Raw genomic sequence first — 13,063 nt, 5'->3', positions numbered from 1 at the left:
AAAAACCCGGCCGAGGCCGGGTTGGGGTCGCTGCTATTGACTAACGCATTAGAAGCGGTAGGTCAGCTGAGCACCGAAGCCGTGGGCTTCGTTTTTGTAGTCAGCGGAGTAAGAAGACGTCACTTGAGAAGTTGCCGTTCCGAGATTTCGAGTATCGGTTTTCATTTGGTCTACCTGAGTTCCTCGCTCGGTCAAGTATGAGTATGCCACATCGACAGTCAAATTATCAGTTGGGCTCCAACCCGCTCCTAGTGAGAAAATGCGCCGATCATCGGAGGGAATGCGCACACTACGCGTTTCATCTTGAGTTGGTGTGAAATCGAGCGTCACACCTGCACGCAATGCAAGCGTCGGCGTCAGTTGGTATTCGCCACCTGTGGCAAAGGCCCATGCATTTTCATAGTTTTGCTGCTCATCGGTTATTTCGGGTATATCATTACCAGTAACAAGGATTTCTTCAAACTGGCTCCAGCGCACCCAAGACGCCCCAAACATCAGCTTCAAGCGATCGCTCATTTGTTGGGTGAGCGAGAAATTTACTGTTTCTGGAGTGGTTAAATCAAGTGAAGCATCGTCGGTGACATCTACCCCGATATCTTGTGCAACAGCGCGAAAATCCCCAGTGAGATTATAATCAACAGCTGAGCGATATGTTAACCCGAGTTTAGTTTCTGGCACAGGCTGATAAATCACCCCGAGGTTATAGCCCCAGGCCTCATCGTCTCCATCAACGCGAGAGTCAATTTCAGATATATCAGCACCACCTACCCCATCTGGGATCGCAACGGGCACCTGCCTATGTAGCTCACCCTCAACTTGGTTGTAAGTAATACCTGCACCCACTGACCACTGATCATTAAAACGATACGACACCGTCGGCTGGGCACTCTTCACCGTTACTTCGGTGTAGTTACCTTGGTTGCGACCCTCAAAGGTACTCTCATAATCAGTTTTAGAACCAAAAGGCGCATAAACGCCAAAGCCAAACGCGAGCTTCTCGTTAACCGGATGAACATAGAATGCATAAGGGATTAATGTCCCTGGAACCATATCCCCGTCGTTGGTACCTGAAACTGAACTCGATGCCCCCCCCACGGGAGTGCCACCTTGAGTAACAATCGCATACTGCTGAGACGTTTCATTACTAATGTCACTATTGACGTTCAGATATGTCCCCCCCACTGAAATTTGCGCGCGATCCAGAAACGACATACCGGCAGGGTTGCCGAACACGATGGTCGCATCTTCGACATTGGAGCTGCGTCCCGCGTGGCCGTAGCCCTGGCCGCTGACACTCTGCTCGTTGATTTGATAGCCACCCGCCTGGGCTTGGCTGGCAAAGGCGGCAGTGGCAACGGCGACTGCCAGGGTGAGCTTGTTAAATTTATTGTGCATAGAGGGCCTCTTTTCCCAATGATCCGACGCGATGTTGCTCATCCGTCATACTTTTTTTGTACACGTCAGTTTTGGCCCAAAAGCCCGGTTGGTTCAAGGGCAAACGAGCGTTTTATTTTATTTTTGCCTTATACATTAGTCGCACGTACGTTTTAAATCATTGTTTTAACCGTTTCAGGCTATTTTCTCGCCTGGCCTTGACCTTTGTGTTACCCACAGGTTTTAGACTTATCACTAGTCATCAACACTTTCCACGGGAGCGCACAATGAAGGTCAGCGAGCTGGCAAAACGCGGTGGCGTCACCGCCGAAACGGTGCGTCATTACACACGGGAGCAATTGCTTGCACCCAAGCGACATCCCGATAACGGCTATCAGCTTTACTCCGCGACGGACCTCGAACGGCTGCTGTTTATTCAGCGGGCGCGCAAGCTCGGGTTCAGCGTGGCTGAAATTCGCGACATCCTCGCTCACGCCGACCAGGGTGACTCTCCCTGCCCATTGGTGCGCGACCTGCTGGCCAACCGGCTGCCGCAAATTCGTGCGCAGATCCAGGAGCTTGAAGCGCTTGCCCAGCGCATGGAGCAAGCTCTGGAAAGCTGGCAGCATATGCCCGACGGTACGCCGGACGGCCACAGCCTTTGCCGCTTGATCGAAAGCTTCCCTGAGAAGCAGGAGGTAAAATGAGCCAGCACATTCTGATACGCACAGTGCCCGGCATGAACTGCCAGGGATGCGTGTCGCGCATGCGTGAGGCGATTCAGCAACAGGACAGCGATGCTGACGTGGTAGGCGCACCAGGTGAAAAACGCCTTGAGGTCACCACCACGCTGGACGACACCCGCCTCGACCAGACGCTGCGCCAAGCAGGCTACCCGCCCGGTACGGCCGAGACGCCGGACGAGCAACGAGACCAGACGACTGACGCCATGCCCGCCAAAAGTGCGCCTCAGGGCAGCCAGCATCAAACCCGCCTGTCGATCAGCGGCATGACCTGTGCCAGCTGCGTGAAAAGCGTTCAGAAAGCGCTGGAGCGTACCGAGGGTGTCGACAACGCAAGCGTGAACTTTGGCACGCATACCGCGCAGATTTTTGGCGCTGCCGATCAGCAGTCCCTGATAGCGGCCGTGGAATCGGTGGGTTACGGCGCTGAGCCCATTGTCGATATGCGTGAAGCGGAAAGAACACGCTCAGAACAGGAAGCCCATGACTACAAGCGCCGCTTGAAAGGCAGCGCCTGGTCGCTGGCGCTTGCCGTTCCGCTGATGCTCAGCATGTTCGTCTATCACCCACATCCAATGGGCACCGGGCGGCTGTTCTGGCTGGTGGTCGGGCTGCTGACACTGGCTATACTCGCGTTTCCCGGGCGTCACTTTTTTGTCAACGCCTGGAAAAACCTCAAGCACCATCAAGCCAACATGGACACGCTGGTGGCCATGGGCACCGGTACCGCCTGGCTCTACTCGATGGTGGTCGTGCTGTTTGCCCCGTGGCTACCCGAGGTCGCCCGCGGCATCTATTTTGAAGCCTCTGCCATGGTGATCGGCCTGATTCTGCTGGGCAACGCCATGGAGCTTAAAGCACGCGGGCGAACCAGCGATGCGCTAAAACGGCTGCTCGACCTGCAAAGCCGCACCGCAAGGGTGATCCGGGACGGCGAAGAACGTGAGGTGGACATCGATGCGGTACGCGAAGGCGATCAGATCCGCGTTCGCCCCGGCGAGCGGCTGCCGGTGGATGGCGACGTCGTGGAAGGCGCCAGCCACATCGACGAATCCATGCTCACCGGCGAACCCGAACCGGTGAAAAAGGGCCAGGGAGATGAGGTCAGCGCCGGGACGGTGAATGGCAAAGGAGGCTTGGTGTACCGCGCCACAAGAGTGGGCGCCGACACCCGTTTGGGCCAGATCACCGAACAGGTCGCCAGCGCACAAAACTCGCGCCCGCCGATCGGCGAGCTGGCCGATAAAGTGTCGAGTATTTTCGTCCCCTCGGTGATGATCATCGCCGTGCTTACCGCACTGATATGGTTCAATGTCGGCGCCGAGCCGCGGGTCATTCACATGCTGGTGACGGCCACCACCGTGCTGATTATCGCCTGCCCCTGCGCATTGGGCCTGGCCACGCCGATTTCTACCATGATTGGCGTGGGCAAGGCTGCTGAACACGGCGTGCTGGTGAGAAACGGCGACGCCCTGCAGACCGCCAGCAAACTGACCACGCTGGTCGTGGACAAGACCGGCACGCTCACCGAAGGCAAGCCCCGTGTCACAGAGGCGGAATTGCTGGGCGAAGAGACGGCCAAAACGCTTGGCTATATCGCTGCTCTGGAACGCGGCTCCGAGCATCCACTGGCAGCGGCATTGATGGCCTATGCCGACGAGCATGACGCTGAAGCTGCCGGGATTCAGGACTTCGACAGCGTCACCGGGGGCGGTGTCAAAGCGCAAACCACCGACGGGAAGTCACTGCTGCTCGGCAACGCACGCCTGATGGAAAATGCCGGGGTCGACCTTTCCGCACGTCAGGAAAACGCCCGCGAACTGGAAGAGAAAGCTCGCACGCTGGTGTATTTTGCTCTGGACGGGCAATTGACGGCGCTCTTCGGCATCAGCGACCCGCTGCGTGACGATGCCGTTGCCGCCGTCAAACGGCTGCAGGATGACGGTTTGAACGTGGTCATGCTGACCGGCGACAATCCCCACACGGCTGCCGCCATTGCCCGCCAGGTCGGCATCGACGATTATCGCGCCGGGTTGCTGCCCGAAGACAAGCACGCCGACATCGAGCGGCGCCAAAAGGCAGGTGAAGTGGTCGGCATGGTCGGCGACGGAATTAACGACGCTCCGGCGCTTGCGCGTGCCCATGTCGGCTTCGCGATTGGCCAGGGCACCGATGTCGCCATCGAAAGCGCCGGCATGACGCTGATGCGAGGCTCGCTGCATGGCGTCGCCGACGCCATCGAAATCAGCCGCGCCACCCTGCGCAACATCAAACAGAACCTGATCGGTGCCTTTGGCTACAACGTGCTGTGTATTCCGATTGCTGCCGGGGTGCTTTACCCGCTGACCGGTACGCTGCTTTCACCGATGATCGCGGGTGCGGCCATGTCGCTGTCGTCCATCACCGTGGTCAGTAACGCCAACCGCCTGCGGCTATGGAAAACCAGCGCCACTCAATCCAAAGGAGACACTGCATGAGCCTACTGATCAACCTTGCCGGGGTCGGCCTGATCGCGCTGATTGTTTGGTGGTTCTGGCTCAGCTAGACGTTTCTAGCTCACCCCAATATAACGCCCTGGCTTGTGGTTCAGGGCGATGATCAAGTTGAGCGTCAGCGCACCCAGCACCGAGTAGGCCATGCGGTCCAGCGGCAGTTGGGTGAGTGCTACCAGCAGGATCACCCCGTCGATACCCAGTTGCACGTAGCCTGCGCGCAGACCGTGTTTCTCCTGGAGGTAAAGCGCCAGGATATTGATGCCGCCAAGGCTGGTGCGGTGGCGAAACAGCATCAGCATGCCGATGCCCATCAGCGCACCGCCCATCAGAGCGGCATAAATCGACGGCACGGCAGCAAACTGGACCCAGCCCTGGGTGAGCTCCGAAAACAGCGACACCAGGCCGATAGCCAGGAAGGTGCGTAGTGTAAAGCTCCAGCCCATGCGTTTGATGGCCAGATAATAGAACGGCAGGTTAATGGCAAAAAACCACACCCCGAACCCCCAACCGGTGATGTAATTTAACAGCAGCGCCAACCCAGCAGTGCTGCCCGTCAACAACACCGCATGGGTATAAAACGTCACCCCAAGCGCCACAAAGAAGGTGCCCAACAGCATCGCCATGACATCTTCATAGGGGCGATGCGGGTCCTTGGGAAGGTCTTCAACACGCATGGAAGCGTCCTTATTGAGGCCGTGGGTTATAGAGTGATGAGGTTAGACAGGGCTGGCGTGCTCGACCATCAACTGCAGCGTCTCACGCCCACGCCAGCGGTTACGGTTAAGCTTGTAAGCACAATGGAGCGTATCGCCGACGCTGAATGCGGGCAGCTCCCCGGGGGTCAGCGCACGAAACCAGATGGCCTTGCAGATCACGGGGCCCATGGAAAGCTCCATCATCAGGTGCGCGCCTTCCGCACCCACCGGGCGCAGCGCTTCGACAATAAAGCGCCCTTCAAACAGTGGCGGGTCGAACTCGCGTCCGTAGGGGCCCAGTGCCTCGATATCGCCAAGCGTTGCCAGTGAGAGCTGCGTCGTGGATAGCTCGCCGTCGGTCCACAGACGCGGATAAAGTTCCTGGCCTGCCAACTGCTCTTCCACCGCCTGTAGAAACGCGGCTTTAAAGGCCTCCAACTGCCCTCGAGGAACACCCACGCCTGCTGCTCCGCTATGGCCACCAAAGCGCGGCAGCGCCTCGGGGGCTAGTTCAAAGGTGCGTTGCAAAGCGTCGCGCAGGTGCAGGCCGTCAATCGAGCGGCCGGAACCAGTGAGCATATCGGGGGCGGCCGCTCGGGTAAGTACCAGCGCCGGACGCCCATAGGCCTGCACCAGCCGCGAGGCGACAATGCCCTGCACGCCTGGGTGACCATCTTCCAGCAACACGACAACCGCCGGCTCGTTCGCCTCCAACGCGGACATGGCCAAGGCACGGGCCTCTTCCGCCATGTCGGCCTCAATGGCCTTGCGCGACTGGTTATCCTGGTCAAGCACCTCAAGCTGGCGATTGGCCACGCCTTCAGTTTCCGCGAGCATGAAGTGCAGCGCCGCGTAAGGATCGTCCAGGCGCGAGCGGGCATTGATGCGCGGCCCCATCTGGAAGGCAAGTGTTTCGGCATTGAACGGTACACTATCGGCACCCAAGCGTGTGGCCATGGCCCGCCAGCAGGCGGCCTCCATGCGGTTGATCAACGTCAGGCCATGGCTGACCACCGCCCGGTTGGCGGGGCTTCCGCCCAGCGACACGCAATCCGCTACCGTGCCCAGCGCTACGTAAGAGAGCCAGGGCGACAGCTTAGGGGTGGAGGCTGACAGGGCACCCCACTCGATCAGCACACCGCGCGCAAGCGACATCGTCAGCCACGCCACCATGCAACCGGCGATGGTTTTATCCGGGTAGTCGCAGTCATCACGGGTAGGATTGACGCAGGCGTAGGCCGAAGGGGGCGGGCCTTCCAGCGGTAACGCATGATGGTCGCTGACCACCACGTCGATACCCGCGGCTTTCAGACGGGCAATACGCGGCTCGTCCGAGCTGCCGCAGTCGGCGGTGATCACCAGGGTCGGCAGCGGCTCGAGCGCCAGAGTGCGCTCCACCAGGGGGAGGCTGATCCCGTAACCGTCGTGAATACGGTGGCCAATCAGGCTATGCAGCTTATGTTCCGGCACGCCAAATAACTCGACCAACGTACGACGGATCACCACGTGGGAGGTGATGCCGTCCACATCGTAGTCGGTGAGGATCCCGATCGGTTCGCCTTCGGCAACCGCCTGAGCAATGCGCTCGGCGGCTCGGCGACCATCAGCAAGTTTCTCAGGGTGCGCCAGATAGCGCAGACTGGGCGATACCAGCGGGGCCAGCTCGCCTTGATAGCCCGGCAGCCGTGACGCTAGCAGGCGCGCCTGCAGCTCATTCAGGCCTTCCGCCTGAGCACGTGCGTAAACGGCCTCGTCCAGCGGACGAGGCTCAAGGCGGGGACGGCTGGCAAGCTGCAGCCGCTCACCACGCTGTGCGAGAGGCGACGCGTCGATCACATCGGCCATAAGCGCTAGCGCCGGTTGTCAGCGACGAACTGCTGAACCACGCTAAGTTCGGCGGGCAACACGGTATAGCGCTCTTCACGCTCCAGCAGGTCATCCATGTGGGTAGGTAGCGGTACTCCCTGAAACCCCGCTTTCACCACCGCTTCGGCAAACTTGGCCGGATGCGCCGTGGCCAGGGTAATCACCGGTGTGGTCTTGTCGGCGCGGGCCCGCTCGGCCGCCCGGTAGCCAGTGGCCGTATGCGGGTCGAGAAGCTCGCCGGTGCGGTGATGCGCTTCGCGGATGACTTCCAGGATTGTCGCGTCGTCGACGCTGTGGCTTGCGAACTTTTCACGCAGCTTGGCCAGCGGTGCATCGGCCAGCGCCGTGGGCTCCTGCTGAAAACGTTCCAGTAGCGCCGCCACCGCAGCACCATCCTGGTCGTAGGCATCAAACAGCAGACGCTCGAAGTTCGACGACACCACGATATCCATTGACGGGGCGAGGGTTGCGGCCAGTTCTTTCTTGGAGAAATCATTGGCGGCAAGTGTGCGGTGCAGGATGTCGTTGGCGTTGGTGGCGATGATGAACTGCTTCACCGGCAGGCCCATCTTGTAGGCCATATACCCGGCAAAGACATTTCCAAAGTTGGCCGAGGGGACGCAGAAACTCACTTCGCGCTTGGGTGCCCCCAATGCCACGCCCGCGGCAACGTAATAGACGATCTGGGCCATGATGCGCGCCCAATTGATCGAATTCACCGCCACCAGTCGTGTGCCGTTCAGGAAGTCCTGATTGGCGAAGCTGGCCTTGACCATTGCCTGGGCGTCATCAAAGTTGCCTTCGATGGCAATGTTGAACACGTTATTGGCCAGCACCGATGTCATCTGACGACGCTGCACTTCCGAGACCCGGTTGTGAGGGTGCAGGATAAAGATATCCAGGTTGTCACAGTGACGGCAGCCCTCAATGGCCGCCGATCCGGTATCACCGGAGGTGGCGCCCATGATCACGGCGCGTTCACCGCGCTTCTGCAGGAAGTGGTCGAGCAGGCGGCCCAGAAGCTGCAGGGCGACGTCCTTGAACGCCAGAGTCGGGCCATGGAACTGTTCGAGCAGGAAGTGACTGGCATCCAGCTGCTTGAGCGGCAGCACTGCATCGTGATTGAACGTCGCGTAGGCATCCGTCACGATCTGGCGGAAGGTGTCATCGTCGATCTCACCGTTGACGAACGGCTTCATGACACGAAACGCGATCTCCGCGTAAGACAAGCCAGCCATCGCTTCCAGGTCGTCCTGTGAGAACGACGGCAGCGTTTCCGGCACGTAAAGCCCGCCGTCGCTGGCCATGCCGGTCAACACCACCTCTTCAAAGGAGAGCGCGGGCGCTTGCCCGCGCGTGCTGATATAACGCATGTAGTGGGTTACTCCCCTTCGTCCAGGCTTTCCACGCGGATACGAGTGACAGGGCCCGCAATATCCGCCATGGCTTCGATTTCACGGATCGCTTCGTTCATCTGCTTCTCTTTGGTGCGATGGGTCAGCAGGATGATGGGCACCAGTTCGCCTTCGGTCGCCTCTTTCTGGATCAGCGCCTCGATGGACATGCCCTGCTCGGCAAGGATGGTCGCCACGCGCGCAAGGACACCGGGACGGTCGACGGCCAGCAGGCGCAGGTAATACGCCGTGGTAATGTCTTCCATCGGCATGATGGGCAGTTGGCTGACGTCTTCGTCAATACCGCTGAACGCCAGGTAAGGCACGCGATAGTGGTGGTCGGTGGCAATATCCCGCGCCACGTCGAGTATGTCCGCCACCACGGCCGAGGCGGTCGGCTCAGCCCCGGCGCCAGCGCCGTAGTAAAGGGTTGGCCCCACGGCGTCGCCCATCACCGCAATGGCATTCTTGACGCCGTGAACATTGGCGAGCAGGCGCTCTTTGGGGATCAGCGTGGGGTGTACCCGCAGCTCAAGCCCATGATCGGTGCGCTTGGAGATGCCCAGATGCTTGATGACGTAGCCAAGGTTATCAGCCTGTTCAACGTCTTCGGCGGTAATCCGCGAAATCCCTTCGGTAAACGCTTTCTCGAACTGAAGCGGCACGCCATAGGCGATCGAGGCCAGAATGGTCAACTTGTGCGCCGCGTCGATGCCTTCAACGTCAAAGGTCGGGTCGGATTCGGCGTAGCCCAGCGCCTGGGCTTCGGCAAGCACGTCTTCAAAGGCGCGGCCTTCATCGCGCATATGGGTCAGGATATAGTTGCCGGTACCGTTGATGATGCCCGCTACCCACTCGATGCGGTTGGCACCCAGGCCTTCGCGCAACGATTTGATCACCGGGATCCCCCCCGCGACGGCGGCTTCGAATGCCACGATCACACCTTTTTCGTGGGCCGCCTTGAAGATTTCGTTGCCGTGGACGGCGATCAGCGCCTTGTTGGCAGTGACCACGTGCTTGCCGTTTTCAATCGCGGTAAGTACCAGTTCGCGGGCAACGTCGTAACCGCCAATCAGCTCAACCAGAACATCCACGTTGGGGTTGGTGGCCACTTCAAAAACATCCGTGGTGGCATTGATACCGGTAATGTCGCAATCGGGGTGAATACTGCGATGGCCCACCTGCTCGATCACGATCGGACGCCCTGCACGGCGTGCAATATCGTCAGCGTTGCGCGTCAGCACATTAAAGGTACCACCACCGACGGTACCCAGCCCACAAATGCCTACTCTTACCGGTTTCAAAATACTTCCCCTTTCATGTTGTGCACTCAGAGGTGCAGTGTCTCAGCGTGATAATAGTTGATCAATTGGCTCATTAGCTGTTGATTCTAAGCGTCATCCAGTTCCAGCATTTGCATCATGCGGTCCGGCGGCACAAACCCTGGCACCATCTGTCCATCAGGCAGGATAATGGCGGGTGTCCCCTGGACGCCTAACGTGCGGCCCAGCTCGTACTGCTCGGCGACCGGGTTGTCGCAGCTGGCCGAACTGGAAAGCGTTTCGCCTTGCTTGGCACGCGACATGGCTTCGCTGGGGTTATCCGAACACCAGACCTGCTTCAGCGTTCTCCCCGCGTTGGCGTTAACGCCACTACGCGGAAAGGCCAGATAGTGTACCGCAATACCTCGCTCGTTGAGCTCAGGCACGGTTTCATGCAGCTTTACGCAATAAGGACAGGTTGGGTCGGTAAACACAACGATCGTCGCCTTGGGAGGCTCTTCACCACGAAACACGACCCGGTCACTTTCCGGTATCGCCGCAATGGCGTCCGCACGTTCCTGGTTGCGCGCCTGCTCGGTCAGGTTCACCAGCCCGCTGTCGGCATTCTCGTAGAGGTCGCCGACCAGAAAATGACTGCCGTCAGCATTCGAATAAAAGGATTCGCCGTTTTCCAGCCGGACATGATAAATCCCTTCCATCGGCGTTTCACGCACCTCGTCGACCGGCATTGCCTCTCCGTTGACACTCAAGGTGTCGCGGAGCGCATCGGTCGCGCTATTCGCCTGCGCTGTCATGGGTAACAACGCTCCCACCATCAGCCAGCCTATCAGCCTACGCGGCTTGCCTTGTGACGTCGTGAGTTCTGTACTTCGGCGCATCATGCAATTCAACCTCTTGGGTGATGTTCAGCATGCAGGCTTTCCAGGCGGGCCTGGGCCACATGCGTATAAATTTGCGTGGTGGATAGGTCGCTATGACCTAGCAACAGCTGTACGACCCGTAAATTCGCCCCATGATTCAATAAATGGGTCGCAAACGCATGGCGAAGCGTATGTGGCGACAGGGGGCGCGTTATACCCGCCGTGATGGCGTGCACCTTGATGCGATGCCAGAAGGTCTGCCGCGTCATCGTTTTATCGCCACGGCCCGGAAACAGGGCCGGGCGCGTAGGGTCCTGCATCAGCATGGGGCGCGTCGTTTTCATGTACTGGGCCAGCCAGTCGGCGGCCTCCTCTCCCATCGGTATCAGGCGGTCCTTGTCGCCTTTACCACGCACCCGGACCACCCCCTGGCGCAAATTGACCGCGTCACTGGTCAACCCCACCAGTTCCGAGACACGCAGTCCGCAGGCGTAGAGCAATTCCAGCATCGTGCGGTCACGAACGCCCAGTGGGGTATCCAGTTCCGGTGCCTGAAGCAAGCGCTCCACTTCGTCTTCTTCCAGCGTATTGGGCAGGCCGGGCTGTACACGCGGCAGGCGCACCTCAGCCAGCGGATCACTTGAAACGTGGCCATGGACGCGCGCCCAACGGTAAAAGCTGCGCAGACTCGACAGCACTCGGGCATTGCTGCGTACCTGATAGCCCGCTTCACGACGGCTGGCAAACCACGCATCCAGGCGTTCAGGCGAGGGTGACAATAATGATTCGCCATGTTCCTCCAGGTGCTGCTGCCAGGCGTTCAGGTCGCGCCGATAAGCCGCTAGCGTATGCTCACTGGCCCCGCGCTCCAGCCACAGGGCATCCAAAAAAGCATCAATGACACGCATACTCAAGCCGCCCGTAAGGATTCACATCGAATAGATAAACAAAACCCCGCCCCGCAGAGCGGTGACGGGGTTTTGGTACCCAGGCGCAAGCGCCTGCGGAAACGACTCGCCTTAGGCCAGCTTTTCCTTGATACGTGCCGATTTACCGCTGCGCTCGCGCAGGTAGTAAAGCTTGGCTTGACGCACGTCACCGCGGCGCTTGACTTCAAGAGAGTCAACCAGCGGGCTGTAGGTCTGGAAGGTACGCTCAACGCCAACGCCGTGAGAAATCTTGCGCACGGTGAACGCGGAGTTCAGGCCACGGTTACGCTTACCGATAACCACACCTTCAAACGCCTGCAGACGCTCACGGTTGCCTTCTTTGACTTTCACCTGAACGACGATGGTGTCGCCCGGTGCAAAGTTCGGCACCTCTTTGGACATTTGCTCGTTTTCGAGCGCCTGGATCACCTTGTTTTTACTGCTCATCATCATGCTCCTAAATAACGTGGTGGCGAAACCGCTCAGTCATGGAAGGCGGTCGCCGTGATCCCGGCGCTCAATAACAAGCGACGCGGGAGTCGTTATGGGTGACACAGGTGCGTTGGCTACTCGCCATTACCGCCCTGCACCGCCGCTCATGCCAGCTCAGTCAAGACTTCCTAGTCAGTCTTGGCTGACGAACCGGAAAGAGCGTATTCCTCGATAAACTCGTTCAACAGCTTGCGCTGTTCGGCATCCAGCGGTCGCCCTTCCAACAAATCAGGTCGACGCTGCCAAGTGCGACCCAGGGACTGCTTCAACCGCCAGCGCTTGATCGCGGCGTGATTACCGCTCAGCAGCACATCCGGCACCTGTCGCCCGTCGATCACCTCGGGACGGGTGTAGTGCGGACAGTCTAGCAAACCGTCATTAAACGAGTCTTCGATGGCGGAATCCTGATGCCCCAACACACCGGGAATCAGCCTTGCCGCCGCGTCAATCAACACCATGGCCGGCAGCTCACCGCCGCTTAGCACATAGTCGCCAATTGACCATTCTTCATCGATGTCACTTTCCACCACCCGCTCGTCAATGCCCTCATAGCGCCCTGCGACAACAACCAACGGGCCTTTAGACGCCAGCGACGTCACGCCCTGCTGATCCAGCTTGCGACCCTGGGGTGATAGATAAATCACCGTGGGCGTCTGGCCGGTCGCATCATGCGCCTGCTGCCGGGCGTCATGAATGGCTGCGCGTAAGGTGTCGACTTTCATCAACATCCCGGGGCCCCCGCCATAGGGTCGATCATCAACGCTACGATGGCGGTCAGTGGCGTAATCACGCGGATTCCAGAACGCGAGCTCTATATGCCGTTTTTCGATCGCTCTACCGACCACGCCTTGCTGGGTGAGCGCATCGAACATCTCCGGAAACAGCGATACCACACCTATCCACATCGCGGGGTGTGAAAACTCGTTTCCAGC

The 13,063-nt window shown here is 59.2% G+C and carries 11 protein-coding genes; 2 read left to right on the top strand and 9 right to left on the bottom strand.

Features of this window, described 5'->3' with window-relative positions:
* Positions 1 to 48: 48 nt before the first annotated feature.
* Entirely contained in the window at positions 49 to 1,395 is a 1,347-nt protein-coding gene (locus B7L15_RS07145) for an OmpP1/FadL family transporter (protein WP_085918306.1), read from the bottom strand.
* 266 nt (positions 1,396 to 1,661) lie between these two features.
* Here B7L15_RS07145 and B7L15_RS07140 point away from each other — a divergent pair, with 266 nt between their 5' ends.
* Together B7L15_RS07140 and B7L15_RS07135 are read left to right on the top strand one after the other, a co-directional pair.
* Complete coding sequence (locus B7L15_RS07140; protein WP_085918305.1) at positions 1,662 to 2,081, top strand: MerR family transcriptional regulator; 420 nt, start codon at positions 1,662 to 1,664, stop codon at positions 2,079 to 2,081.
* Positions 2,078 to 4,594, top strand: a complete 2,517-nt coding sequence (locus tag B7L15_RS07135; protein ID WP_085918304.1) for a heavy metal translocating P-type ATPase — start codon at positions 2,078 to 2,080, stop codon at positions 4,592 to 4,594. Before B7L15_RS07140 ends, B7L15_RS07135 begins: the two co-directional genes overlap by 4 nt.
* 74 nt (positions 4,595 to 4,668) lie before the next feature.
* On the opposite strand, the gene B7L15_RS07130 is transcribed toward B7L15_RS07135, so the two are convergent.
* The 8 genes from B7L15_RS07130 to trmD form a co-directional block, all read right to left on the bottom strand.
* Entirely contained in the window at positions 4,669 to 5,286 is a 618-nt protein-coding gene (locus tag B7L15_RS07130) for a YitT family protein (RefSeq protein WP_085918303.1), read from the bottom strand.
* Positions 5,287 to 5,328: 42 nt separating this feature from the next.
* Entirely contained in the window at positions 5,329 to 7,152 is a 1,824-nt protein-coding gene (locus tag B7L15_RS07125) for a single-stranded-DNA-specific exonuclease RecJ (protein WP_254902873.1), read from the bottom strand.
* A 5-nt stretch (positions 7,153 to 7,157) separates the two neighbouring features.
* Positions 7,158 to 8,546: a threonine synthase gene (gene thrC / locus B7L15_RS07120; RefSeq protein WP_085918302.1), complete on the bottom strand. Its 1,389-nt coding sequence runs from the start codon at positions 8,544 to 8,546 to the stop codon at positions 7,158 to 7,160.
* A gap of 8 nt (positions 8,547 to 8,554) precedes the next feature.
* The gene (locus B7L15_RS07115; RefSeq protein WP_085918301.1) at positions 8,555 to 9,871 is read right to left on the bottom strand and encodes a homoserine dehydrogenase; all 1,317 of its coding nucleotides are present in this window, start codon (positions 9,869 to 9,871) and stop codon (positions 8,555 to 8,557) included.
* Positions 9,872 to 9,957: 86 nt separating this feature from the next.
* On the bottom strand, positions 9,958 to 10,731 hold the full coding sequence (locus tag B7L15_RS07110; protein WP_254902872.1) for a DsbC family protein: 774 nt from the start codon (positions 10,729 to 10,731) through the stop codon (positions 9,958 to 9,960).
* Positions 10,732 to 10,736: 5 nt separating this feature from the next.
* Positions 10,737 to 11,618 carry a site-specific tyrosine recombinase XerD gene (gene xerD, locus B7L15_RS07105; RefSeq protein ID WP_085918300.1) on the bottom strand — a complete coding sequence of 294 codons (882 nt, stop codon included), beginning with the start codon at positions 11,616 to 11,618 and terminating at the stop codon, positions 10,737 to 10,739.
* Between the two features lie 111 nt (positions 11,619 to 11,729).
* The gene (rplS, locus tag B7L15_RS07100) at positions 11,730 to 12,086 is read right to left on the bottom strand and encodes a 50S ribosomal protein L19 (RefSeq protein WP_085918299.1); all 357 of its coding nucleotides are present in this window, start codon (positions 12,084 to 12,086) and stop codon (positions 11,730 to 11,732) included.
* A gap of 173 nt (positions 12,087 to 12,259) precedes the next feature.
* Positions 12,260 to 13,036 (bottom strand): tRNA (guanosine(37)-N1)-methyltransferase TrmD, encoded by a 777-nt coding sequence (gene trmD, locus B7L15_RS07095; protein WP_066319345.1) that lies wholly within the window; start codon positions 13,034 to 13,036, stop codon positions 12,260 to 12,262.
* Between the last annotated feature and the right edge of the window lie 27 nt (positions 13,037 to 13,063).

Source organism: Halomonas sp. CSM-2, assembly GCF_002119345.1.
GTDB classification, from domain to species: Bacteria; Pseudomonadota; Gammaproteobacteria; order Pseudomonadales; family Halomonadaceae; genus Vreelandella; species Vreelandella janggokensis.
This window is presented reverse-complemented; position numbering and strand designations above follow the sequence as displayed.

What these genes read in the sequence shown, in the direction of transcription:
- B7L15_RS07145 (WP_085918306.1), bottom strand. Translation starts at nt 1,395, where the DNA reads ATGCACAATAAATTTAACAAGCTCACCCTGGCAGTCGCCGTTGCCACT.
- B7L15_RS07140 (WP_085918305.1), top strand. Translation starts at nt 1,662, where the DNA reads ATGAAGGTCAGCGAGCTGGCAAAACGCGGTGGCGTCACCGCCGAAACG.
- B7L15_RS07135 (WP_085918304.1), top strand. Translation starts at nt 2,078, where the DNA reads ATGAGCCAGCACATTCTGATACGCACAGTGCCCGGCATGAACTGCCAG.
- B7L15_RS07130 (WP_085918303.1), bottom strand. Translation starts at nt 5,286, where the DNA reads ATGCGTGTTGAAGACCTTCCCAAGGACCCGCATCGCCCCTATGAAGAT.
- B7L15_RS07125 (WP_254902873.1), bottom strand. Translation starts at nt 7,152, where the DNA reads ATGGCCGATGTGATCGACGCGTCGCCTCTCGCACAGCGTGGTGAGCGG.
- thrC (WP_085918302.1), bottom strand. Translation starts at nt 8,546, where the DNA reads ATGCGTTATATCAGCACGCGCGGGCAAGCGCCCGCGCTCTCCTTTGAA.
- B7L15_RS07110 (WP_254902872.1), bottom strand. Translation starts at nt 10,731, where the DNA reads ATGATGCGCCGAAGTACAGAACTCACGACGTCACAAGGCAAGCCGCGT.
- xerD (WP_085918300.1), bottom strand. Translation starts at nt 11,618, where the DNA reads ATGCGTGTCATTGATGCTTTTTTGGATGCCCTGTGGCTGGAGCGCGGG.
- rplS (WP_085918299.1), bottom strand. Translation starts at nt 12,086, where the DNA reads ATGAGCAGTAAAAACAAGGTGATCCAGGCGCTCGAAAACGAGCAAATG.
- trmD (WP_066319345.1), bottom strand. Translation starts at nt 13,036, where the DNA reads ATGTGGATAGGTGTGGTATCGCTGTTTCCGGAGATGTTCGATGCGCTC.